Genomic DNA, 21,549 nt, shown 5'->3' with positions numbered 1-21,549 from the left:
TGCGATAGCGTCACCCTGGTGCGTCAGTTACACCGCGGCGATGCCATCGCAGGCAAGCCAGCTCCCACAGTTTGGTGTGTGCAGCCTGGACTTACTCGGCTTTGTCCTTGGCCTGATGCTTCACGATGATGTCCACCAACCGCTTGGCCAGCGCCGGGTAGTTCTCGTCAAAGTGGTGACCGCCTGGCAGTTTCACGGTTTCACCCACGGCGGTCTTGTCGGTGCAGCCACTCTCGTCGACCTCTTCGGCACCGTAGATGCACACCACCTTGTCCGCCGGCAGCTTGGCCATTTCCGGGCCGGTCGCCGCTTCTTTGCCGGCGTTGCCCAGCCAGCCTTCCACTTCGATCTCAAAGCTGCCGGTGCGGGCGAAGGCCAGCAGGATGATTGCGTCCACACGCTGCTGCTCGTTTTCCGGCAGGCGGTTGTAGATGGCCGGCAGTACGTCTGCGCCGAACGAATAGCCCGTCAGCACAAAGCGTTTGGTGCCCCATTTCTGCCGATAGTGCTGCATCAGCTCGGTGAGGTCCTTGGCGCTTTGCTCCGGGGTTTTGTGCTGCCAGTAGTAGCGCAGGGTATCGATGCCGACCACCGGGTAACCGATCTTGGCCATTTCACCGGCGACGTCACGGTCCAGGTCACGCCAGCCGCCATCACCGGAAAGGAACAGGGTGACGGTGTCTTTGGCTTGGCCGGCCGGTACTTCAACCACCGGAATCGCCAGGCCGCCGTTGTCCGAGCCGACCAGTTGCTTGCGCAGTTCGTTGTTCAGCACCTGCGGGTAATGGATGTCGTAGTCGCTGATGCTGGTGGTTGCGCGCGGGGTGTCGCGTACGAAACTGGCGGCATCATCGTCAGGGTTATCGTTCCAGGCCACCAGCCAACTGCCATGTGCAGCGGTTTTCGGCAGAGGATCCTTGCAGCCTTCCTGCGTCATGGCGAAGCCGACAGAGATGGCGTTGGCCTTGTCGTCGCTCTGTGCCGCCAGCCAGCGCCAGGCCAGGCTTGCACCAGGGCCAATACCGCTGACCAGGGTGGCCGGGCCTTTAAGCTGGGCCAGGGCGCTTTGCAGTGCCTGCTCCTGCAGCTTGCAGTCGTCTTTTGGCAGGATGACTTGAACGATTTGCGCCGAGCCGCCCTGGCTCAAGGCAATCAGTTGGCTATCGGTCAGGGTTTCATCGGCCATCACGGCCACTGCCACACGGGCTTTTGCCGAACCGTTGGGCGTTACACGGGTCATCACCGAGCCGTCTGCCTGGGGCAGTTGCTCCAGGGTCGGCTGTGGGGCGGGGCGGTTCCAGTACCAGAAGCCACCCGCCGCGATCAGCGCGAGCAGCACTACAAAGGCCAATACATACCGCCAGGAGCGTCGAATCATCAGCGTTTCACCAATCCAGTCAAGCCGCCTGCGATCAGGGCGGCGGTGTCGGCCAGTGCCACCAGCGGATCAAGTCCTGCGGGCACGGCCATATAACGGGGTTCCCAGTCGGGCTGGAACTTGTCTTTGAAGCGGCGCAAACCTTGGAAGTTATACAACTGCTCGCCGCGACGGAACACCATTGAGCCCAAACGCTGGGTCAACGGCGCGCCACGACGGGGCTGCAGGCCCGACAACGGCACCATGCCGAGGCTGAAGCGGGCGTAATCATGGTTCTTATAATGTTGAATCAGGCCAACCATCATGAATTCCATGGTCAGCTTCGGCGCGTCGGGGTGGGCGCGCATCAGGTCGAGGCTGGCCAGGTCGTGGTTGTAGGTTTCGAGCAGGTTGGCGAAGGCCACCGGGCGCCCTTCGAAACGAATGATCGCAATACGAAAGTGCTTGAGGTAGTCGTCGCTGAAACGCCCGAGCGAGAAGCCTTTTTCCCGCACGTTCTTGCCGGTCAGCCAGGCGTCGGAGATGACTTTCAGCTCATCCATGGGCGCCTGGCCTTGATCGAAGATCTCCAGCGACAGGCCGTCCCGGGTGCCACGGTTCCAGGTGTAGCGCAGGTCCTTCATCTCTTTGCCCTTGGCTTCCAGGTCAAAGCGTTTCAGGTCCACTCGGGCTTCTTCGCCCAGCTTGATCGCGGTCAGGCCGATGTCCATGTAGTACGGCAGGTTCTCGGCGCGTACCTGATAGAACACCGGGCGAGCGTGATGGATGTCGCACAGGTCACGGAACTGCCAGATCATCTCGGCGCGCGGCTGGGTCGGGCCGATCGGGTCGTACAGGGCCACCAGGCTGCGCCCACGGCGGGCGTACATCAGGAAGGCTTCGTCGTTGGGATGAAACAGCAGCGCCTTGTCACCGGTCAGTGCCAGGCCGCCGTCGGGTTGGGAGGAGGCCATCAGGATCCTGGTGGCGCGCTCCAGTTCATCCGGAGTCGGCAGGTGAATCACCGGGCGTGCGGTGCGCAGCAGCCAGGTCAGCGAGACGATCACCAGCAGCACGGCCGCACCCAGCAACGAACGCAAGCCACGGGGGGCGTTGGCGTCTAGGGTGAACTGCCACCACAGTTGATGGCTGTACGGCACGTCCTGATAGGCAAACAGCAGCAGCCAGATCGAGGCCCCGAGTACGCACACGCTGGCCACCAGGTACAGCGGCGAGAATGGCAGCTCGGTCAGGCGGCTGGCGCGGTAGAACGAGCGGCGGAAGATGGCCAGCAGCACTGCCGTCATGATCATCAGGCTGGCTTCTTCCCAGTCAAAACCTTTGAGCAGGGAGAGCAGGGCGCCGGCCAGCAGCAGCACCATGGTCAGCATCCAGGCGGCGGACAAGCGCCGACGCAGGCCCTGAGCCAGCAGCAGGCACAGCACGCCGATCAGGCTGGCACCGAAGTGCGAGGCGTCAATCAGGCGGTGGGGAATCAGGAAGCCGATGTTTTCCAGGCGTGAGTCGATTTCCGGCGTGGCGCCGGAAAACAGCAGGACCACGCCGGACAAAAAAACCAGTACGGCCAGCACCGGGGCCGCGAAGCCCGAGGCTACCCGCAGGCTCTGCTGGGTCTGGAACAGACGCTGTGCTTCGTTGACCAGCAGGAAGATGCAGGCGATCAACAGTGGCAACACCACGTAGATCATCCGGTACAGCAACAACGCGGCGGCCAGTGGCGCGGCACCGAGCTTGTCGGCAAAAGCGGCCAGCAGGATCGCTTCAAAGACGCCTACGCCGCCTGGCACATGGCTGAGCACACCGGCCGCCAGTGCCAGCAGATACACCAGCAGGAACGGGCCGAACGGCGGCGCTTCCGGCAACAGCATATAAAGGACGGTGGCAGCAGCGGCCACATCCAGCGCGGTGATGATCAATTGCAGAAAGGTCAGGCGGCGACCCGGCAGGCGCAAGGTGCGGCGCCCGGCCTTGACCAGCAGGTTGTCCGGGTAAGGCTGTTCCGGCAGGCGGCGGCGATAAATGCCGATGCACAGCGCGGCCGACAATAACAGCACGGCGCCGGCGATGCTGCCGAGCAGGCCTTGGGACACATGCAGATAAGTAGACGCGGCAGGCAGGTTGCTCAATGTCGCCAAGGCGGCCAGCGGCGGCAGGGCGGTGCCCAGCGCCAGGCTGGCGAATACCGTCATGTGCGCCACTTCTGCAGCCCCGATACCGTGGCGTGCATAGAGGCGGTAACGCACCGAGCCACCCGAGAGCATCGACAAACCAATGGCATTGCCGATGGCGAAGGCGGTGAAGCCGCCCATGGCCAGGGTCTTGGCCGGCAATTTCACCCCGGCGTAGCGCGCGCCGGAAAATTCATAGCCCAACAAAATGATGAAACCGGCGACGGCTGCGGCGAATGCGCCGAGCAAGGCCGGCTTGGGCACTTCCAGGATCGAGTCATGGAGGGCGTAAAGGTCAAGCTCCAGCAATAAATGCCGGCAGGCGATCAGGGCGATTGCGAACAGCAACAGAGTAACGGCCAGCCCGATCGGCTGACGGTACTTGCTCAACAGATCCAGCCAGCGCAAACGGGTGGGAGCGATCGGTTGTTCTGCTGTGACGGTGTCTTGTGGTTCAGACGAGTTGGCGCGCATCAATCACCTCGTGGATTGTGCGCGACAGGATGGAGGTATCCAGCCAAGTTACCAATCCCTATGGACAAAATAATTACAAATATTAACGCGTATCGCCGGGGGCGGCGACAGCGGCCATTGGTCGTAGAGGGTAGCGCTTGAGCATTGAGCATAGCTTGCAATGAGATGGACTCTACAAACCGTGTGGGGTTTCATGAAAGATGCCATGCCATTGTTTCAGAAGAACTTTTTAGCCGGATACAAAAAAGGCCACTCTTTCGAGTAGCCTTTTTTGATGTTTGGTTGCGGGAGCCGGATTTGAACCGACGACCTTCGGGTTATGAGCCCGACGAGCTACCAGACTGCTCCATCCCGCGTCTGTGGGCGGCATTCTACAGTCCAGCGGCGAGGTGTCAACCGTTAATGGGGGGGTGGGGCAAATTAGTCTGAATCGGCGGCCGAATGCGAAGCGTTGACGCTAAGTGCAGGCTGGGCAAAGATTTTTTTGTCTTACAATTTTTGTACAGAGCAAAAACAGGCGCGCACAAAAAAGGCCACTCTTTCGAGTAGCCTTTTTTGATGTTTGGTTGCGGGAGCCGGATTTGAACCGACGACCTTCGGGTTATGAGCCCGACGAGCTACCAGACTGCTCCATCCCGCGTCTGTGTGTCGGCATTCTACAGAGGAACGCAGGTGTGTCAACCTGTGAATCGAAGAAAAGCGCTTGTGGTTCAATCGGTTAGCGCTCCAAAGACGCTGTTGATCTGGCGCGGGGCCAGTCTGGACAAGGGTTTCAGCTCTATCGGGACGGTGAGTTCAATTGAGAAAATAAATTCATCCGTAAAATTTCCTACCGCTCGAACGGAAGATTCAAACTACTGGTGCTATATACAGGGGTGAATGCGATACTGACCATCCGTTGGTTTACACCCTCTGTTTATATGACGCAGCGCAAAATCATCCACGTCGACTGTGATTGCTTCTACGCCGCCATCGAGATGCGTGATGACCCGAGCCTGGCGCAAAAGCCGCTGGCGGTTGGCGGCTCGGCGGATCGGCGCGGGGTGATTGCGACCTGCAACTACGAGGCGCGGGCTTATGGCGTGCGCTCGGCAATGTCGTCGCGTCATGCCCTGAAACTGTGCCCGGACCTGACCATCGTCAAACCGCGCATGGATGCCTATAAAGAAGCGTCGAAGGAAATCCAGACGATCTTTCGCGACTACACCGACCTGATCGAGCCGTTGTCGCTGGATGAAGCCTACCTGGACGTGTCCGACAGCCCGCATTTCGGCGGCAGCGCCACGCGCATCGCCCAGGATATTCGCCGCCGCGTTTCCAACCAGCTGCACATCACCGTGTCTGCCGGTGTGGCGCCAAACAAGTTTTTGGCCAAGATCGCCAGTGACTGGAAAAAACCCAACGGCCTGTTTGTGATCACCCCCGATCAGGTCGAGGATTTTGTGTCCCAGTTGCGCGTGAGCAAGCTGCACGGCGTTGGCAAGGTTACTGCGGACAAGCTGGCGCGCCTGGGAATTGAAGACTGCCTGCAACTGCGCGAGTGGAACAAGCTGGCGCTGGTGCGCGAATTCGGCAGTTTTGGCGAACGACTCTGGAGCCTGGCTCGTGGGATTGATGACCGTGTGGTGCAGAACGACAGCCGTCGGCAGTCCATCAGTGTGGAAAATACCTACGATGCGGACCTGCCGGATCTCTCAAGTTGCCTGGCAAAACTGCCCGAGCTGATGGAAACCCTGGCCGGACGCATGGCGCGCATCGACAGCAGTTACCGTGCGGGCAAGCCGTTTGTGAAGGTGAAGTTTCATGATTTTACCCAGACGACGCTGGAGCAGGCCGGGGCAGGGCGGGACTTGGAGAGTTATCAACAGCTGTTGACGCAGGCGTTTAACCGGGGTGGCAAACCGGTACGGTTGTTGGGGATTGGGGTGAGGTTACTTGATCTGAGCGCCGGCAACGAACAACTCCAGTTTCCCTGGTAAAAACCGCAGATAAAACTGTGGGAGCTGGCTTGCCTGCGATAGCGGTGTAACAGTCAAAGTATCAGTGACTGACATTCAGCTATCGCAGGCAAGCCAGCTCCCACCGTTGTATTACGGTGTTGCCAAAACCTCAGCGAGCGCCGGGGTCCGCCACCAGTCGCCCCGCATCCTTGGTCAGCGCCTGCAGAAACTCCTGCTGCAATTCCGGATCATTGCGGGTCAGTTCGATCAGGCTTTGCTCAAGCTCGCTGGCTTCCTCTTCCAGACCCAGCTCAGACAGACGCTTGACCCGGTGCACCCACTGGTTGACTTCGTCGTCTTCCAGGTCGTCGTAGATCAGGCCGTGGGCTTCCAGCAACTTGCCGCGCAGGGTGTTGCTGATGGCCAGGGTCGAATCCGAATGCACATCGTCCTGGCCGTCTTCCACGCTGATTTTCAAGGTGGTGATGCGGTTCAGGTCGTGCTCGGCAAAGGGGCTGTCCAGCAGGTTCAGGCGCAGCACGCCGTCGCGGTCGGTGGTCAGGTCGAAGGTTTGTTTGCCGGCGGTAACCTGTACCGGGCGTTCGCTCCAGGGCAGGCTCGAATACTCCGTGCGCTTGTCGCGCTGGACTTCATCGATGCCCGCCAGGTTCTGCTGCGCACGGCCGTGGGATTGCACGTTCATGAACGGGTTGATGCCGTCCACGCCGTAGCTCAGCCAGTCGCGGGTCATGCTGGTGGGCAGGTTGCCGAGGGCAAAGATGTTCGCCACGTTAGCCCCCGCGCCCGCCACCAGGGCGACCGCACCCAGGGGCATCTCATAGAGTTTGCGCCAGGGTTGGTAAGGGGTGTAACGATCGTAACGGCGGGTGACTTCGAACTCAGTGACCTCAAAGGTCTTCTGCTCGTGAATGCGAACCCGGCGTTGCGGCAATTCCAGCACTTTGGGTTCACCTACATCGATCTGCAGGCTGTGGTCGAGCAATTTGCGCTCGACCCGTTCCTCGTGCTCACTGCGTTGCGACATCTGGTTGGCGCAGCCGCTGACCAGCAGGGCGCCGCACAAGGCGGCGCCCCCCAGGGCTCTGGTGTTTCGCTTGAACATGACTTCTCTTGATCTGGTTTTCAGCGACGAATACGCGCCTGAAGGAAAGACAGCACGTCAGCCACCGGCAGCGGTTGGGCTTCGGCTTCGGTCCGGCTCTTGTATTCCAGATTGCCATCCGCCAGGCCGCGGTCACTGACCACGATCCGGTGCGGGATGCCAATCAGTTCCATGTCGGCGAACTTGATGCCCGGGCTGGTTTTCTTGTCCCGGTCATCGAGCAGCACTTCAAAGCCGGCAGCCGTCAGTTCGGCATACAGTTTGTCGGTGGCTTCGCGTACCAGTTCGGTTTCATAACGCAGCGGTACCAGTGCAATCTGGAACGGGGCCAGGGCGTCACTCCAGATAATGCCTTTCTCGTCGTTGTTCTGCTCAATGGCTGCGGCCACCACGCGGGATACGCCAATACCGTAGCAACCCATTTCCAGGGTGATCGGCTTGCCGTTCTCGCCCAGCACTTCGCACTTCATCGCCTTGCTGTACTTGTTGCCCAGCTGGAAGATGTGCCCGACTTCGATGCCGCGCTTGATTTCCAGGGTTCCCTTGCCATCCGGGCTTGGGTCACCGGCGACCACGTTGCGCAGGTCAGCCACGGTCGGAACCGGCAGGTCACGCTCCCAGTTCACGCCGAAGTAGTGCTTGTCGTCGATGTTTGCGCCGATACCGAAGTCGCTCATCAGCTCGACCGAGCGGTCGATGATGATCGGCAGCGGCAGGTTCAGCGGGCCGAGGGACCCTGCACCGGCGCCAATGGCGTCGCGCAGTTCGGCATCGGTGGCCATGACCAGCGGGCTGGCCACGCCAGGTTGCTGGGCAGCCTTGATTTCGTTGAGCTCATGGTCGCCACGGATCACCAGCGCGATCAGCTTGCCTTCTTCTTCGGCGCGCACGATCAGGGTCTTGATGGTCTTTTCAATCGGCAGATTGAATTTCTCCACCAGGGCCGCGATGGTTTTGGTGTCTGGGGTATCGACCAGGCGCAGCTCTTCAGCCGGTGCGGCGCGGGAGGTTTCCCGTGGCACGGCTTCGGCTTTCTCGATGTTCGCCGCGTAGTCGGAACCGTTGCTGAACACGATATCGTCTTCACCGGACTCGGCCAGCACGTGGAACTCGTGGGAACCGGCACCGCCGATGGAACCGTTGTCGGCTTCAACCGGGCGGAATTTCAGGCCCAGGCGCGTGAACACGTTGCAGTAGGCGGTGTGCATGCGGTCGTAGGTGACCTGCAAGGACGGCTGGTCCGCGTGGAACGAATACGCGTCCTTCATGATGAATTCGCGGCCGCGCATCAGGCCGAAACGCGGGCGGATTTCGTCACGGAACTTGGTCTGGATCTGATACAGGTTCAGCGGCAGCTGCTTGTAGCTGCTCAGCTCGTTGCGCATCAGGTCGGTGATCACTTCTTCATGGGTCGGGCCGGCGCAGAAATCGCGGCCATGACGGTCCTTGAAGCGCAGCAGCTCAGGGCCGTACTCTTCCCAGCGCCCGGATTCCTGCCACAGCTCAGCCGGTTGGGTGCTCGGCATCAACACTTCCAGAGAGCCGGCGGCGTTCATTTCTTCACGCACGATGGCTTCGACCTTGCGCATCACCTTCAAGCCCATGGGCAACCAGGTGTACAGGCCCGAGGCCAGTTTGCGGATCATGCCGGCGCGCAGCATCAGCTGATGGCTGATCACAACCGCGTCGGAAGGCGTTTCTTTCTGTGTGGCGAGCAAATATTGACTGGTACGCATGGTAGGCCGTTGTCGGTTGCTTGGACTTGAAATGACTCTGGATTGTACGGGCGGTTGCCGCTGGAGTACAGGCGTGAGGTTGTGGGGTGTTTTTGTTGGCGCAGGGCTTTTGTGGGAGCTGGCTTGCCTGCGATGGGATCACCGTGGTGTATCAGATACACCCCGTCGTCTGCATCGCAGGCAAGCCAGCTCCCACATTGATCGAGTCGTGTCAGTCTTCTTGTGGAGGATTCAACCGAATCCGGCGGCTTTCCTGGAACCAGTGCAATGCAATCAGGAACAGCGTCGGTACACCCAGCAGGCAGGTGATCAGGAAGAAGTTGTGATAGCCGAACTTCTCGACCATCACCCCCGAATAGCCGCCGATCAGGCGTGGCAGCAGCAGCATGATGGAGCTGAGCAGCGCGTATTGGGTGGCGGAGAACTTGAGGTTGGTCAGGCTCGACAGGTAGGCGACGAACGCTGACGTGGCCAGGCCCGAGCTGAAGTTGTCCAGGGAAATGGTGAAGATCAGCATCTGCAGGTCGGGGCCCATGTCGGCCAGCATCACGAACAACAGGTTGGTTGCCGCCGACGCCACACCGCCGATAAACAGGATCGGCAAGATGCCGAAACGCACGATCAGCAGGCCGCCCATGCCCGCGCCGAGCAGGGTCATGATCAGGCCGAAGATCTTGCTGACCCCGGCGATCTGGTCCTTGGTGAAGCCCTGGTCGATGTAGAACACGTTGGCCATCACGCCCATTACCGTGTCGGACATGCGGTAGGTGGCAATCAGCCCGAGCAGCAGCAGGGCCTGCCAGCGGTAGCGCACGATAAAGTCGTTGACCGGCGTCAGCACCGGCGCCAGGCCGCGGCGGCCCATGGTCGACAGGCACAGCGTGGTCAGGAGGATATAGAGAATGGCGCGCAGAAAGGCGCGGTCTTCCATCAGCAGTTCCCACAAGCTCACGCCGTGGAACAACACGCTGGCGAAATCGGTGTTGTACAACTGGGTGAACATGGCCGGTACCGACACCAGCAACACGATCAGTACAAAGACCGAGACCAACTGATGGGCAAAGCTGTAACGCCCGGCCTGCAACTGCGTGCGCAGTGGCACGTTGGGTTCGCGCATGAACAGAGTGGTCAGCAGCGCCGGAATCATCAGCACGCCGAACAGCACGTAAGTGCCGGTCCACGCCGAGTGTTTATAGTTGAAACCGGTCGAGCCGAAACCTTCGGCAAAGAACAGCGCGCCGGCCGTGGCGAGCAGTGCGGCAATGCGATAACCGGACATATAGCTGGCGGCGAGGGCGGCCTGGCGGCTGTCATCGGCAATTTCCAGGCGGTAGGCGTCCACCGCGATGTCTTGAGTGGCAGACGCGAAGGCGACGATGACGGCAATCGCGATCAGCCAGGACAGGTGCTTTTGCGGGTCGCAGAAGCCCATGCCGATCAGCCCGAGGATCACCAGCGTCTGGGCGAGCACCAGCCACGAACGACGCCGCCCCAGTTTGCCGAGCAATGGCAGGCGCCATTGGTCGAGCAGCGGTGACCAGACCCATTTAAAGGCATAAGCGAGGCCGATAAGGCTTGCATAACCAATGGTCTCGCGAGCCACACCGGCCTCGCGCAACCATACGGAAAGCGTCGAGAACACCAACATGTAAGGCAAGCCAGCGGCGAAACCAAGCAACAACAAGACTAACGTCGAAGGGCTGGCATAGGCGGCGAGCGCGGCGCGCCAGGTTTTACGGGGCATGGGCTGGAGTCTGCCTCAGATTTGCGGAAACAAAGCGCGCACTCTAACCGCTGTGCTCTACCGGGCGCCAGCCATGACGCTGAATATCAACGCGATTGTTCAGGATACTGACACCTTCGCTGCGTAAACGCGCACGTTGCTCGTCCCCCGAGGCGCTGCCCACCGGCAGACTTATCCGACCACCGGCACCCAGTACGCGGTGCCACGGCAGCCGGGTATCCTCCGGAAGCTGGCTCAGAATGCGCCCCACCCAGCGCGCCGCGCGGCCCAGCCCGGCCAGGTGCGCCAGCTCGCCGTAACTCACCACGCAGCCTTCGGGTACCTGCGCCAAGGTCAGGTACAGCGCCGTGCGGCGCATTTCGGCGGGCGTTTGCGGGGTTTCGGCGGGTTGATTCACTGTGGGCACATCCGTTGAGATCGTCGGCATTTTTGTGAGAAACGTCTGTAAATATCGCAGACGGCACTGAACTCAATACAAATCCCTGAGTCAGTCCTTGCTCAGACGTTATCTAACACGATAATGGCGCCTTTTTTGTCAAAACTTGAGCCCCGATCTGCTTATGTTGTCCAGAACCCTGCTGTGCCTTGCTGTTTTCAGCGCCTCCACGCCCTTGCTGGCCGATACCGTCTGGTTGAAGAACGGCGACCGCCTGACCGGCAAGATCAAGCTCTTCGACGGCGGCAAGCTGTTGATCCAGACCGATTACGCCGGCGCCATTCCGGTGGACTGGAAGCAGGTCAAGACCCTGGAAAGCGATCAGGAGTTGCTGGTCAAGCAGGATGCCTACACGGGCGAAAAGGCCAAATCCCTCAAGGCGGCGGATGATGGCAAAGTGGTGCTGGCCAACGGCGAAGCGCCCAAGACCGTGGAGTTGGCGAGTATTCAGCAGATCATCAAGCCCAAGCCTGTGATCGAAGACCTGGTGTGGAAGGGCAATGTCGACCTGGCGCTGGACTACAAGCGCGCCGACAAAGACACCAACGATTACGACATCGACTTCAAGACCACCGCCCGCCACGGCCAGTGGCGCCACACGGCTCAAGGTGAGTACAACCGCGAATTCCAGGACGACGTCACCACCACCGACAACTGGGCGCTGGAATATGACCTGGACCGCTTCATCACCGAACACTGGTTCTGGCAGGGTCGCCTGACTTACAAGCGTGACAAGGTTGAAGACCTGTCGCGCCAGCGCACGGTCGGTACCGGCCCGGGCTATCAGTTCTGGGACGATGAGCTGGGCGCGTTCTCCCTCGGTTCGCTGCTGAACCGCACCGATTACCAGTATTCCGACGACCGCAAATCCAACTTCTACTCCCTGGCCATGAAATGGAGCTACAACCGCTATCTGGTGGGTAAGACCGTGGAGTTTTTCACTAATGGTGAATTGGGTAAACCGCTTGCCGGCCCGGCCGACTATTCCCTGGATGCGGAAATGGGCCTGCGCTACAAAGTCACCGAATGGGCCTCGCTCAACCTCAAGGCCGAGCGCGACATCATTAATGGCGAATCTCAAAGCAGCTTGAACAAGACCCGCTACACCGCAGGCTTTGGCGTGGCCTGGTAACCCCTCTGCAACAACGCCCGGCAAAACCTGCCGGGCGGCCTCTGGCAACCTGCGCAGATATTGATTACCTTGTGTTGAGATCCATTCCCATATGGTGTGGGCGGCCGGATACCCGAGGAGTCATACGTTGAGCGCGCACGTTGCCAAGAACGCCCGAGAGCTGTTGCTCAAGGAATACCGTGGGGCTCTCTCCACACTGTCCAAAGCCATGCCCGGCTTTCCTTTCGGCTCGGTCGTGCCTTATTGCCTCGACGAGCAGGGCCGCCCGGTCATCCTGATCAGCCGCATCGCCCAGCACACTCATAACCTGCAAAAAGACCCCAAGTGTTCATTGCTGGTCGGCGAGCGCGAGGCCGATGACGTGCAAGCGGTAGGGCGCCTGACTTACCTGGCCGAAGCCGAAAAGATCGGGGGCGAAGCCGCGATTGAAGCCGCCGCCGAGCGTTATTACCGCTATTTCCCCGATTCCGCCAACTACCACAAGGCCCACGACTTCGATTTCTGGGTGCTCAAACCGGTACGCCACCGCTACATCGGCGGTTTTGGTGCGATCCACTGGGTGGATCAGCTGACCCTGGCCAACCCATTCGCGGGCAAGGCCGAACGCAGCATGATCGAACACATGAACAGCGACCACGCCAAGGCCATCGCCCACTACGTCGAACTCACCGGTTTGCCGACCACCGAGCCGGCACAACTGGCCGGTATCGACAGCGAAGGCATGCACTTGCGTATCGGACAATCCTTATATTGGTTGCCGTTTGCAGAGTCTTGCAACACGCCGACACAAGTCCGCGAAGCCCTGGTTTCATTGGCTCACGCCGAGGTCTGGCCGAAAAAAGAGCCTGCCAGCGCTTGAATTCACGAAATGGCGACGTCATCTAAGGTGGACTGGCAAGGCATTCTTGCGTTGAGGAACCTTTTGATGCGCCCTTTTTTATTGCTCTTTCTGCTGTTTCCGGTGTTGGAGCTGTTCGTATTCGTACAAGTCAGCAGTGCGATCGGGTTTTTCCCGGCGCTGCTGTTGATCATTCTCGGCTCGATGCTCGGCGTTCTGGTGCTGCGTGTCGCCGGCCTGGCCACGGCACTGCGTGCCCGTGAAAGCCTGAATCGCGGCGAATTGCCCGCCCAGACCATGCTCGAAGGCCTGATGATGGCCCTGGCCGGGGGCTTGCTGATTTTGCCGGGCTTTATCAGCGACGTGGTGGGTTTGGTCATGCTGCTGCCGGTCACCCGCAAGCTGCTGGCGGGCAAGATGCGCCAGCGTGCCGAAGAGGCCGCCATTCGCCAGCGCGCGTTCGCCGACGACCTGCAACCCCGTGGCGGTCCGGCTCCGCGCCAGCCGCTGGGGCGTGAAGGCGACGTGATCGAGGGCGAATTCGAACACCGCGACAGCAAATAACCGCTGCACCGGCACGGCACCTTCGGGTGCCGTGCTGCATTTACCGCCCGGCGGGCACAAAAAATTTCCGTCTCGGCCCCTTGTAATAAGCTTATGCGCCCTTATGTAACGGTCACCGCAAGGTTTCTGGTGGCGACACCGGACAGACTTCAGCGTCTTGCCTGACGAGACGCGACCGGCACAGCCGGAATACAACCTGCCGGTACTGACACCGGCCGATGAAAAACACAATTAGGAGAGATCGACAATGAGCAAGCTTCGTCCTCTGCACGACCGCGTCGTTATCAAGCGCAGCGAAGAAGAAAAGAAAACCGCTGGCGGTATAGTTCTGCCAGGTTCGGCTGCTGAAAAAGCCAACCACGGTGTGATCGTCGCTGCAGGCCCGGGCAAGACCCTGGAAAACGGTGAAGTACGTGCTCTGGCCGTTAAAGTCGGTGACAAGGTTGTATTCGGCCCTTACTCCGGCAGCAACACTGTGAAAGTTGACGGCGAAGACCTGCTGGTGATGGCTGAGAACGAGATTCTCGCCGTACTGGAAGGCTGATTTTCCCGCTCATTTTTCCGTTACTCCAAAGTATTTAAGGATTATCGATCATGGCTGCTAAAGAAGTTAAATTCGGCGATTCCGCCCGCAAGAAAATGCTCACCGGTGTCAACGTGCTGGCTGACGCAGTAAAAGCGACCCTGGGCCCGAAAGGCCGTAACGTGATCATCGAGAAGAGCTTCGGCGCTCCGACCATCACCAAGGACGGCGTTTCCGTAGCCAAAGAAATCGAACTGGAAGACCGTTTCGAAAACATGGGCGCGCAGCTGGTCAAAGACGTTGCCTCCCGTGCCAACGATGACGCAGGCGACGGTACTACCACCGCTACCGTTCTGGCTCAGTCGATCGTCAACGAAGGCCTGAAAGCCGTCGCTGCCGGCATGAACCCGATGGACCTGAAACGCGGCATCGACAAGGCGACCATCGCCATCGTCAAAGAGCTGAAGAGCCTGTCCAAGCCATGCGCCGACACCAAGGCCATCGCTCAGGTAGGCACCATCTCCGCCAACTCCGACAACTCCATCGGCGACATCATTGCCGAAGCCATGGAAAAAGTCGGTAAAGAAGGCGTGATCACCGTTGAAGAAGGCACTGGCCTGGAAAACGAACTGTCGGTTGTTGAAGGCATGCAGTTCGACCGTGGCTACCTGTCCCCGTACTTCGTCAACAAGCCGGACACCATGGTTGCCGAGCTGGACAGCCCGCTGATCCTGCTGGTCGACAAAAAGATCTCCAACATCCGCGAAATGCTGCCAGTACTGGAAGCCGTTGCCAAAGCCGGCCGCCCACTGTTGATCGTTTCCGAAGACGTTGAAGGCGAAGCCCTGGCAACGCTGGTTGTGAACAACATGCGTGGCATCGTTAAAGTCGCAGCCGTCAAGGCTCCAGGCTTCGGCGACCGTCGCAAGGCTATGCTGCAGGACATCGCCGTGCTGACTGGCGGTACCGTTATCTCCGAAGAGATCGGCCTGAGCCTGGAAAGCGCCACCCTGGAAAACCTGGGTAGCGCCAAGCGCGTGACCATCTCCAAAGAAAACACCATCATCGTTGACGGTGCTGGCGTTGAGCAGGACATCCAGGCTCGCATCACCCAGATCCGTGCCCAGGTTGCCGAAACTTCGTCCGACTACGACCGTGAAAAACTGCAAGAGCGTCTGGCCAAACTGTCCGGCGGCGTTGCAGTGATCAAGGTTGGCGCCGGTTCCGAAGTTGAAATGAAAGAGAAGAAAGCCCGCGTTGAAGACGCCCTGCACGCAACCCGTGCAGCCGTTGAAGAAGGCGTGGTACCTGGCGGTGGCGTAGCGCTGATCCGTGCTCTGGAAGCCATCACCGGCCTGAAAGGCGACAACGCCGACCAGGACGTGGGTATCGCTGTTCTGCGTCGCGCTGTTGAAGCACCGCTGCGTCAGATCGCTGCCAACTCCGGCGACGAGCCAAGCGTTGTGGTCAACGAAGTCAAGAACGGCAAAGGTAACTTCGGTTACAACGCTGCGACTGGCGAGTACGGCGACATGATCGAAATGGGCATCCTGGACCCAACCAAGGTAACCCGTTCCGCGCTGCAAGCAGCATCCTCCATCGGCGGTCTGATCCTGACCACTGAAGCGGCGATCGCTGAAGCACCGAAGAAAGAAGGCTCGGCTGGCGGTGGCGGTATGCCAGACATGGGCGGCATGGGTGGCATGGGCGGCATGATGTAAGCCAGCCTTACCCGGCGAATAAAAAACCCCGCCTGCAGTGATGCAGGCGGGGTTTTTTTATGGGCTTTTAATGATTCAGCCGATCGAACGACGCCTCAGCAGCTTCTTGAAGGTCATGCCGCGCGCCAGCGTCAGTCGGGCATGCGGCACAAATGCCAGGGGTTGCGGTGCAACAGCTTGGTCGAGTGGGCGAGGGACAGGCAGGTGCGCGAGTTTTTCAGAGCAGGCACGCCTGGGACGCTCCCAATTGCGGTACACCACGATACCCAGCCGTTGCAGGGTGCCGGCGTAATAGTCCTGGGCGTTGAGCTTGGCGGAATAACGGCTGCCGCACCCGGCGGACAGGTAGGGCACCGCCTGGCTGAAGGCGAATGCGTTGTTTGCCAGCAGCGAAATGACGGCGATGCGCAGTGGCACCATCAGCCGTGGCCAAGGCTTTTTTGGGGGACGCATGAACGGGCTCTCCAACCTGAAATTCTGGTGCGCAGGTTACGAGAGATGGGAATGCCTCACTGTCACAGGCTGTAACACAGGCCTTTGTAAGGTCTGATCACTGTGGTGAGCGGGCTTGCCCCGCGTTGGGCTGCGCAGCGGCCCTAAAACCATCTGTGCAGGTTTACCTGACGATACGCGGTGACCTTTATTGGGGCTGCTGCGCAGCCCAACGCGGGGCAAGCCCGCTCGCCACAAGTTTCTCGTATAAAAGGCTGATTATCGAGGCCGTAGGGGCAGGACCAGGCTCATTCGCGCGCCGCCAAGCGGGCTGCGGGTAACCGACAGCTCACCGCGGTGCCATTGGGTCGCGCGTTTGGCCAGGGCCAACCCGAGGCCGAAGCCGCCGGGCTCATCGCCACCCATCGAGAGCCGCACAAACGGCTCGAAGATTTTCTCGCGGTTTTCCGCGAGCACGCCGGGGCCGTCGTCGTCCACATGCAGCACCACATGGTGCTCTCCGTGATAGGTAGCGCTCACGGACACCTGGTCGCGGGCGTAAGTAATGGCATTGCTCAGCAGGTTGCGCACGATCAGGTGCAGCAACGCGCGGTCGCCGACCAACTCAAGGTTCGCCGGCTCGGTATCAAGGCTCAACCGCCGGTGGTGGTCGTCCAGCAAGGCGAATTCGTGATGAAGCCAGTCGCGCAGGTCTATCGGTTCGTACTGCAGGTCGGTGGGCGCGCTGGCCAGGCGGGCGAATGCGAGGCTGGCGCGCACCAGCGCCTCGAGTTCTTCGACGTCGGTTTGCAAGCGCTCTTGCAGCCGGGTGCGGGTGAGCGGGTCTTCGCTTTTTCCCAACAGCGTCAGGGCAAAGCGCATGCGTGCCAGCGGCGTGCGCAGTTCGTGGGAGACCGCCTGGGAGACTTCGCGATGGCGGTCGTTCATGGCGCTGATGTCCTGGGCGTGCTGCTGCAGGGTCAGCAGCAACGGCGTCCATTCCTTGCCCATGGCGGGCAGCATGGCGTTGGGTGTGCGCGCCAGTGTCGCGAGGCAGCCATTGAGGGTGTTCAGGTCGCGTCGGCGACGGCGGTGCGTGCGAATGCCCAGCCCGATCAGCAGCAGTACCGGCAGGCCCGCGACGGCGGCGGTAAGCCAGTAAACCGGGAATTTCAGCAGGTCCTTGACCTCGGCCGTGCCCCACATCGGGCCGAACTGGATCAGGGTTTTGTCGTCGAGCGGGAAGTAGGAAACATCCTCGTCGCTGTTCAGGGCCGGTTGCCGATGTTCCAGCATGACCAGCGCTTCCGGCGGCAACACCACTTCATCCAGCGTCACCAGATGCACCGGGTACTGGAAGTGCGCACGCAGCGTGCGCATGCGCGCTTCGCGCTGGTCGGCAGGCACGCCCTTGAGCTGCTCGGCCACCAGGTAGCCGGGCCCGGCCATCAAACGCAAAAAACTGTCCTGGCCGACGAACACCGACGCATTGGCACACAGCCACAGCAGATACAGGGTCAGGCCCGCCCAGCCCGTGGCTGCGACGGCGACCATCCAGGGGCGCACCTTAGACAGCATTCGGCGCCTCCTGCGGGATCTCGACAAATAAATAGCCCTGAGCCGTGATGGTCTGGATGGTCACCGGGCATTCCAGGCTCATCAGCTTTTTGCGCAGGCGCGAGACGCGCATATCCACGGAACGGTTGAGGCCGTCATATTCCAGACCGCGCAAACTTTGCAGGAGTCTTTCCCGGGTCAGCAGTACGCCGCAATGGCGGGCGAAGATCGCCAGCAACTCGAACTCGGCCACCGAAAACTGTAAGGGCGTGTCATTGAGCCAGGCGAAATGGCTGTTCAGGTCCAGTCGAAACCCGCCCCATTGGTAATAAACGCGCGGGGCTTGCGGGTGGCGGCGCAGCAACGAGCGGATCCGCGCCAGCAACAGCAGCGGGTCGACGGGCTTGACCACGTAATCGTCCGCCCCGAGGTTGAACCCGGTGAGTTGCTCGGCGTTTTCATCCAGCGCGGTCATCATCAGGATCAGGCCGGGGTAACGGTCGCGAATCTGCCGGCACAGGGTGAAGCCGTCGATGCCCGGCAGCATCACATCCAGAATCAGCAGTGCCGGTTTTTCATCGAGGATGCGCTGGGCGGCGCGGTCGCCCCGATGCTCCACCGCGACGGTAAAGCCTTCGGCGCGCAGAAACTCGGCCGTCAGTGCGGCGAGAGGGCGGTCATCTTCAATCAGCAGCAGGGTGTCGGACATGAACAGTAAAGCCGTCGCCGGAGGATGGGCGCAAGTGTTACGCCCTGAGCCTCGCGCAGGCAAGGGTGAGGTCGGCGATTTTCGCCCTGACACTGTCGTCAGTTTGTGAAGCTATAGTGAAAATCTCGTTCAACCCAAAAATCGGTTGAAAACCCTTATCGATGCCTCCTCAAGGTCTATCCCTGAGCCACACTTGGCCTTAAGCTGCGCGAGCCAACACGGCCGTTACCGCGTACGGAGACACTGCCCATGCGAATTCTATTGGTTGAAGACAACCGCGATATTCTGGCCAACCTGGCCGATTACCTGGGGTTAAAGGGTTATACCGTGGACTGTGCGCAGGACGGTTTGTCGGGCCTGCACCTGGCCGCCACCGAGCATTATGACTTGATCGTGCTCGACATCATGCTGCCGGGCATTGATGGCTACACGCTGTGCAAACGCCTGCGCGAAGACGCCCGTCGCGACACGCCGGTGATCATGCTCACCGCCCGCGACCAACTGGATGACCGGCTGCAGGGCTTCAAGTCCGGCGCCGATGACTACCTGCTCAAACCCTTCGCCCTGTCGGAGCTGGCCGCACGCATCGAAGCCGTGCTGCGCCGGGCCCAGGGTGGCGGGCGCCGCGCGCTGCAAGTCGGTGATCTGAGCTATGACCTGGATACCCTCGAAGTCACCCGCGAAGGGCGCCTGCTCAAGCTCAACCCGGTCGGCCTGAAGCTGCTGGCGGTGTTGATGCAAAAAAGCCCGCACGTATTACGCCGGGAAATTCTTGAAGAAGCGCTGTGGGGCGACGATTGCCCGGACAGCGACAGCCTGCGCAGCCACGTCCACCAATTGCGCCAGGTCATCGATAAACCGTTCGCCAAGCCACTGCTGCAAACCGTGCACGGCGTAGGGTATCGCCTGGCCGAGGGTCGTGATGGAGTTTAAGCAAAGCCTTGCCCAGCGGATCATCATCGCCTTCGCGTTGATGAGTGCGCTGGTGGCAGGGGCGTTCGCCATGGGCATTGTCGCGACGGTGCACCTTGTAGAAGAAAAGTTGATTTCGGCAGGCCTTGGCGGTGACTTGCAACGCCTGCTGTTGATGGACAGTGTCGAGGACTGGAACCACCGGCCCGAGCCGGACCAACTGTTCTATTTCAGCGGTGGCCCCGGCGATTTCGAGTTGCCCAAGGATTTGCGGCATCTGGAACCGGGCTTCCATGAGGTGTTTCGCGAAGCGCTGTCGTACCACGCCATGGTTGAAGTGGTGGACGGCCGGCGGTATGTGCTGCTGCAAGACCAAAGTGATTTCGAAGAGCGCGAGCGCGTGCTGTTTGCCGTGGTGCTGGTGGGTTTTGTACTGAGCCTGGCGCTGGCGGTGTTCCTCGGCTGGGTGCTGGCGCGCAAGGTGATGGCGCCGGTGGTGCGTCTGGCCCGCCAGGTGCGGCATCGCGACCAATTGCTCGGCCTGGCCCCGCCCTTGGCGCCGGATTATGCCGCGGATGAAGTCGGTGAACTGGCCGTGGCCTTCGACGCCACCCTGGGCCGCCTGCGCCAGGCGTTGAATCGTGAGCAGATGTTCACCAGCGATGTGAGCCACGAGTTGCGCACCCCGTTGATGGTGCTGGCCAGCTCCTGCGAGTTGTTGCTGGAAAACCCGGCCATCGACCAGCGGGGCCGCAACCAGGTGCAGCGCATCGCCCGTGCGTGCGAGGAAATGCGCGAACTGGTGCAAACCTTCCTCATGCTGGCCCGCGCCAAGCACGATGACGCGGCCATGTCGCCGCAAGTGAGCCTGACCCAGGTGGCTGAAGATTTGCTCGGGATCTGGCGCGATCCCATCGAGCAAAAGGGCCTCGAGCTGATTTATCTGCCGGGGAACCCTCTGGATACACGCTACAACACCACCTTCCTGCACGCGGTAATGGGTAACCTGCTGCGCAATGCCTTGCACTACACCGAACAGGGCTTTATCCGCCTGACCCTGGAACCCAGTGGTTTCGTGGTGGAAGACTCCGGCGTCGGCATTCCGGAAGACAAGCGTGAAGCGATGTTCGAGCCCTTCGTGCGTGGCAGCGAAAAGCGCGGTGACGGATTGGGGTTAGGGTTGTCGCTGGTGCAACGGATCTGTGAAAGCCAGGGCTGGAGCGTCAGTTTGAGCACCATGGAACCCAATGGCTGCCGCTTCCACGTGGAGTTGAGCCAGATCAAACCCTGACCGGGAGGCCTGCCGTTATCCTGCCAGAAATCACCGCAATTCGGCGAAGATGGCCCCATGCTATTGCTTGTATCTGTAAAGTCTTGAAATGTATACGATTGGACAGGACAAGTTTTTCACAACGAGTTGACCTGTTGATCACAGTTCGCTGCTTAAGGTTGTAGGCATCAGCAACTGGAGATCCGTTGATGTCTACCCCGACCAAGCTCGAATTTTCTGACAAGTACGACGATCAGCACGCGCAGAATTATTTGCTCAAGCATCAGGACAATCTGGCTCGCCGGCTGTCCCACAAACGCGACGAGCAATTGGCACGTGGCGCACTGGCCATGGCGGGTGAGCCGGGCCTGGTACTGGACCTGCCTTGCGGCGCCGGTCGTTTCTGGCCATTGTTGGCCGAGAAACCCAACCGGGTGATCATCGGCGCGGACAATTCGGCGTCGATGCTGAAGGTGGCAACTGCCGCCCAGCCTGCGGACGTGGTCAAACGGGTACGTCCTTTGCAGACTTCTGCATTTGATATCGATTTGCCAGATAACTCGGTCGACAGCATTTTCTGCATGCGCTTGATGCACCACATTGGTAATCCTGAGCACAGACTGGCGATACTGGGGGAGTTCCAGCGCGTTACCCGTGACAGTGTGATCATTTCGTTGTGGGTCGATGGCAATTTCAAAGCCTGGAAACGCAAGCGTGCCGAAGTAAAACGTCGCAAGAAAGGTGAGCAGGAAGGTTACCAAAACCGGTTTGTGTTACCGGCTGCTACTGTCGAGGCAGAGTTTGAGCAGGCCGGTTTCCGTGTTCAGGAATCCCTGGACTTCATGCCGCTCTACGCCATGTGGCGAGTCTATGTATTGCGTAAGAGGTAACA

General features: G+C 60.2%; 18 protein-coding genes and 2 tRNA genes. 9 read left to right on the top strand and 11 right to left on the bottom strand.

Features of this window, described 5'->3' with window-relative positions; translation table 11 throughout:
- Positions 1-91: 91 nt before the first annotated feature.
- The 4 genes from ATI14_RS00850 to ATI14_RS00835 all read right to left on the bottom strand — a co-directional run bounded on the left by ATI14_RS00850 (position 92) and on the right by ATI14_RS00835 (position 4,660).
- Complete coding sequence (locus tag ATI14_RS00850; protein WP_016971921.1) at positions 92-1,378, bottom strand: virulence factor family protein; 1,287 nt, start codon at positions 1,376-1,378, stop codon at positions 92-94.
- The gene (mprF, locus tag ATI14_RS00845) at positions 1,378-4,020 is read right to left on the bottom strand and encodes a bifunctional lysylphosphatidylglycerol flippase/synthetase MprF (protein WP_080520109.1); all 2,643 of its coding nucleotides are present in this window, start codon (positions 4,018-4,020) and stop codon (positions 1,378-1,380) included. The genes ATI14_RS00850 and mprF overlap by 1 nt, the downstream gene beginning before the upstream one ends.
- 279 nt (positions 4,021-4,299) lie before the next feature.
- Positions 4,300-4,376 (bottom strand) — tRNA-Met (locus ATI14_RS00840).
- A 207-nt stretch (positions 4,377-4,583) separates the two neighbouring features.
- A tRNA-Met gene (locus ATI14_RS00835) sits at positions 4,584-4,660 on the bottom strand.
- Positions 4,661-4,940: 280 nt separating this feature from the next.
- On the opposite strand from ATI14_RS00835, the gene dinB reads away from it, so the two are divergent.
- The gene (dinB, locus tag ATI14_RS00830; protein WP_016971157.1) at positions 4,941-5,999 is read left to right on the top strand and encodes a DNA polymerase IV; all 1,059 of its coding nucleotides are present in this window, start codon (positions 4,941-4,943) and stop codon (positions 5,997-5,999) included.
- 130 nt (positions 6,000-6,129) lie between these two features.
- On the opposite strand, the gene ATI14_RS00825 is transcribed toward dinB, so the two are convergent.
- The 4 genes from ATI14_RS00825 to ATI14_RS00810 form a co-directional block, all read right to left on the bottom strand.
- Positions 6,130-7,083, bottom strand: a complete 954-nt coding sequence (locus tag ATI14_RS00825; RefSeq protein ID WP_016971156.1) for a hypothetical protein — start codon at positions 7,081-7,083, stop codon at positions 6,130-6,132.
- A gap of 20 nt (positions 7,084-7,103) precedes the next feature.
- A complete protein-coding gene (locus tag ATI14_RS00820) occupies positions 7,104-8,819 on the bottom strand; it encodes a proline--tRNA ligase (RefSeq protein ID WP_016971155.1) in 1,716 nt (571 codons plus the stop codon).
- 211 nt (positions 8,820-9,030) lie between these two features.
- Positions 9,031-10,563: an AmpG family muropeptide MFS transporter gene (locus tag ATI14_RS00815; RefSeq protein ID WP_016971154.1), complete on the bottom strand. Its 1,533-nt coding sequence runs from the start codon at positions 10,561-10,563 to the stop codon at positions 9,031-9,033.
- Positions 10,564-10,606: 43 nt separating this feature from the next.
- The gene (locus ATI14_RS00810) at positions 10,607-10,921 is read right to left on the bottom strand and encodes an MGMT family protein (protein ID WP_231124429.1); all 315 of its coding nucleotides are present in this window, start codon (positions 10,919-10,921) and stop codon (positions 10,607-10,609) included.
- A 202-nt stretch (positions 10,922-11,123) separates the two neighbouring features.
- On the opposite strand from ATI14_RS00810, the gene ATI14_RS00805 reads away from it, so the two are divergent.
- From ATI14_RS00805 to groL, 5 genes are all read left to right on the top strand, one after another.
- Positions 11,124-12,131, top strand: coding sequence for a DUF481 domain-containing protein (locus ATI14_RS00805; protein ID WP_016971152.1), 1,008 nt, complete (start codon positions 11,124-11,126; stop codon positions 12,129-12,131).
- A gap of 127 nt (positions 12,132-12,258) precedes the next feature.
- Positions 12,259-12,990, top strand: a complete 732-nt coding sequence (locus tag ATI14_RS00800; RefSeq protein WP_016971151.1) for a HugZ family pyridoxamine 5'-phosphate oxidase — start codon at positions 12,259-12,261, stop codon at positions 12,988-12,990.
- A 66-nt stretch (positions 12,991-13,056) separates the two neighbouring features.
- Entirely contained in the window at positions 13,057-13,533 is a 477-nt protein-coding gene (locus ATI14_RS00795; RefSeq protein ID WP_016971150.1) for an FxsA family protein, read from the top strand.
- A 247-nt stretch (positions 13,534-13,780) separates the two neighbouring features.
- Positions 13,781-14,077, top strand: a complete 297-nt coding sequence (locus tag ATI14_RS00790; protein WP_016971149.1) for a co-chaperone GroES — start codon at positions 13,781-13,783, stop codon at positions 14,075-14,077.
- A gap of 50 nt (positions 14,078-14,127) precedes the next feature.
- Entirely contained in the window at positions 14,128-15,777 is a 1,650-nt protein-coding gene (gene groL / locus ATI14_RS00785; RefSeq protein ID WP_016971148.1) for a chaperonin GroEL, read from the top strand.
- 75 nt (positions 15,778-15,852) lie between these two features.
- Here groL and ATI14_RS00780 read toward each other — a convergent pair whose 3' ends face one another.
- The 3 genes from ATI14_RS00780 to ATI14_RS00770 all read right to left on the bottom strand — a co-directional run bounded on the left by ATI14_RS00780 (position 15,853) and on the right by ATI14_RS00770 (position 18,475).
- Entirely contained in the window at positions 15,853-16,230 is a 378-nt protein-coding gene (locus tag ATI14_RS00780) for a hypothetical protein (protein WP_231124410.1), read from the bottom strand.
- 258 nt (positions 16,231-16,488) lie between these two features.
- The gene (locus ATI14_RS00775) at positions 16,489-17,787 is read right to left on the bottom strand and encodes a sensor histidine kinase (RefSeq protein ID WP_016971146.1); all 1,299 of its coding nucleotides are present in this window, start codon (positions 17,785-17,787) and stop codon (positions 16,489-16,491) included.
- Positions 17,777-18,475, bottom strand: a complete 699-nt coding sequence (locus ATI14_RS00770; protein WP_016971145.1) for a response regulator — start codon at positions 18,473-18,475, stop codon at positions 17,777-17,779. Before ATI14_RS00770 ends, ATI14_RS00775 begins: the two co-directional genes overlap by 11 nt.
- Positions 18,476-18,724: 249 nt before the next feature.
- Between ATI14_RS00770 and colR the strand changes: the two genes are divergently transcribed.
- The 3 genes from colR (at position 18,725) to ATI14_RS00755 (ending at position 21,547) form a co-directional block, all read left to right on the top strand.
- Positions 18,725-19,408, top strand: a complete 684-nt coding sequence (colR, locus tag ATI14_RS00765; RefSeq protein WP_003175870.1) for a two-component system response regulator ColR — start codon at positions 18,725-18,727, stop codon at positions 19,406-19,408.
- Positions 19,398-20,678: a sensor histidine kinase gene (locus tag ATI14_RS00760; protein ID WP_016971144.1), complete on the top strand. Its 1,281-nt coding sequence runs from the start codon at positions 19,398-19,400 to the stop codon at positions 20,676-20,678. Before colR ends, ATI14_RS00760 begins: the two co-directional genes overlap by 11 nt.
- Before the next feature lie 188 nt (positions 20,679-20,866).
- Positions 20,867-21,547 carry a class I SAM-dependent methyltransferase gene (locus tag ATI14_RS00755; protein WP_016971143.1) on the top strand — a complete coding sequence of 227 codons (681 nt, stop codon included), beginning with the start codon at positions 20,867-20,869 and terminating at the stop codon, positions 21,545-21,547.
- The last annotated feature ends 2 nt before the right edge of the window (positions 21,548-21,549 follow it).

The organism is Pseudomonas tolaasii NCPPB 2192 (genome assembly GCF_002813445.1).
Classification (GTDB): Bacteria; Pseudomonadota; Gammaproteobacteria; order Pseudomonadales; family Pseudomonadaceae; genus Aquipseudomonas; species Aquipseudomonas tolaasii.
This window is presented reverse-complemented; position numbering and strand designations above follow the sequence as displayed.

Coding starts and splice junctions, on each gene's coding strand:
- ATI14_RS00850 (WP_016971921.1), bottom strand. CDS start 1,378: ATGATTCGACGCTCCTGGCGGTATGTATTGGCCTTTGTAGTGCTGCTC.
- mprF (WP_080520109.1), bottom strand. CDS start 4,020: ATGCGCGCCAACTCGTCTGAACCACAAGACACCGTCACAGCAGAACAA.
- dinB (WP_016971157.1), top strand. CDS start 4,941: ATGACGCAGCGCAAAATCATCCACGTCGACTGTGATTGCTTCTACGCC.
- ATI14_RS00825 (WP_016971156.1), bottom strand. CDS start 7,083: ATGTTCAAGCGAAACACCAGAGCCCTGGGGGGCGCCGCCTTGTGCGGC.
- ATI14_RS00820 (WP_016971155.1), bottom strand. CDS start 8,819: ATGCGTACCAGTCAATATTTGCTCGCCACACAGAAAGAAACGCCTTCC.
- ATI14_RS00815 (WP_016971154.1), bottom strand. CDS start 10,563: ATGCCCCGTAAAACCTGGCGCGCCGCGCTCGCCGCCTATGCCAGCCCT.
- ATI14_RS00810 (WP_231124429.1), bottom strand. CDS start 10,921: ATGCGCCGCACGGCGCTGTACCTGACCTTGGCGCAGGTACCCGAAGGC.
- ATI14_RS00805 (WP_016971152.1), top strand. CDS start 11,124: ATGTTGTCCAGAACCCTGCTGTGCCTTGCTGTTTTCAGCGCCTCCACG.
- ATI14_RS00795 (WP_016971150.1), top strand. CDS start 13,057: ATGCGCCCTTTTTTATTGCTCTTTCTGCTGTTTCCGGTGTTGGAGCTG.
- ATI14_RS00790 (WP_016971149.1), top strand. CDS start 13,781: ATGAGCAAGCTTCGTCCTCTGCACGACCGCGTCGTTATCAAGCGCAGC.
- groL (WP_016971148.1), top strand. CDS start 14,128: ATGGCTGCTAAAGAAGTTAAATTCGGCGATTCCGCCCGCAAGAAAATG.
- ATI14_RS00780 (WP_231124410.1), bottom strand. CDS start 16,230: ATGCGTCCCCCAAAAAAGCCTTGGCCACGGCTGATGGTGCCACTGCGC.
- ATI14_RS00775 (WP_016971146.1), bottom strand. CDS start 17,787: ATGCTGTCTAAGGTGCGCCCCTGGATGGTCGCCGTCGCAGCCACGGGC.
- ATI14_RS00770 (WP_016971145.1), bottom strand. CDS start 18,475: ATGTCCGACACCCTGCTGCTGATTGAAGATGACCGCCCTCTCGCCGCA.
- colR (WP_003175870.1), top strand. CDS start 18,725: ATGCGAATTCTATTGGTTGAAGACAACCGCGATATTCTGGCCAACCTG.
- ATI14_RS00760 (WP_016971144.1), top strand. CDS start 19,398: ATGGAGTTTAAGCAAAGCCTTGCCCAGCGGATCATCATCGCCTTCGCG.
- ATI14_RS00755 (WP_016971143.1), top strand. CDS start 20,867: ATGTCTACCCCGACCAAGCTCGAATTTTCTGACAAGTACGACGATCAG.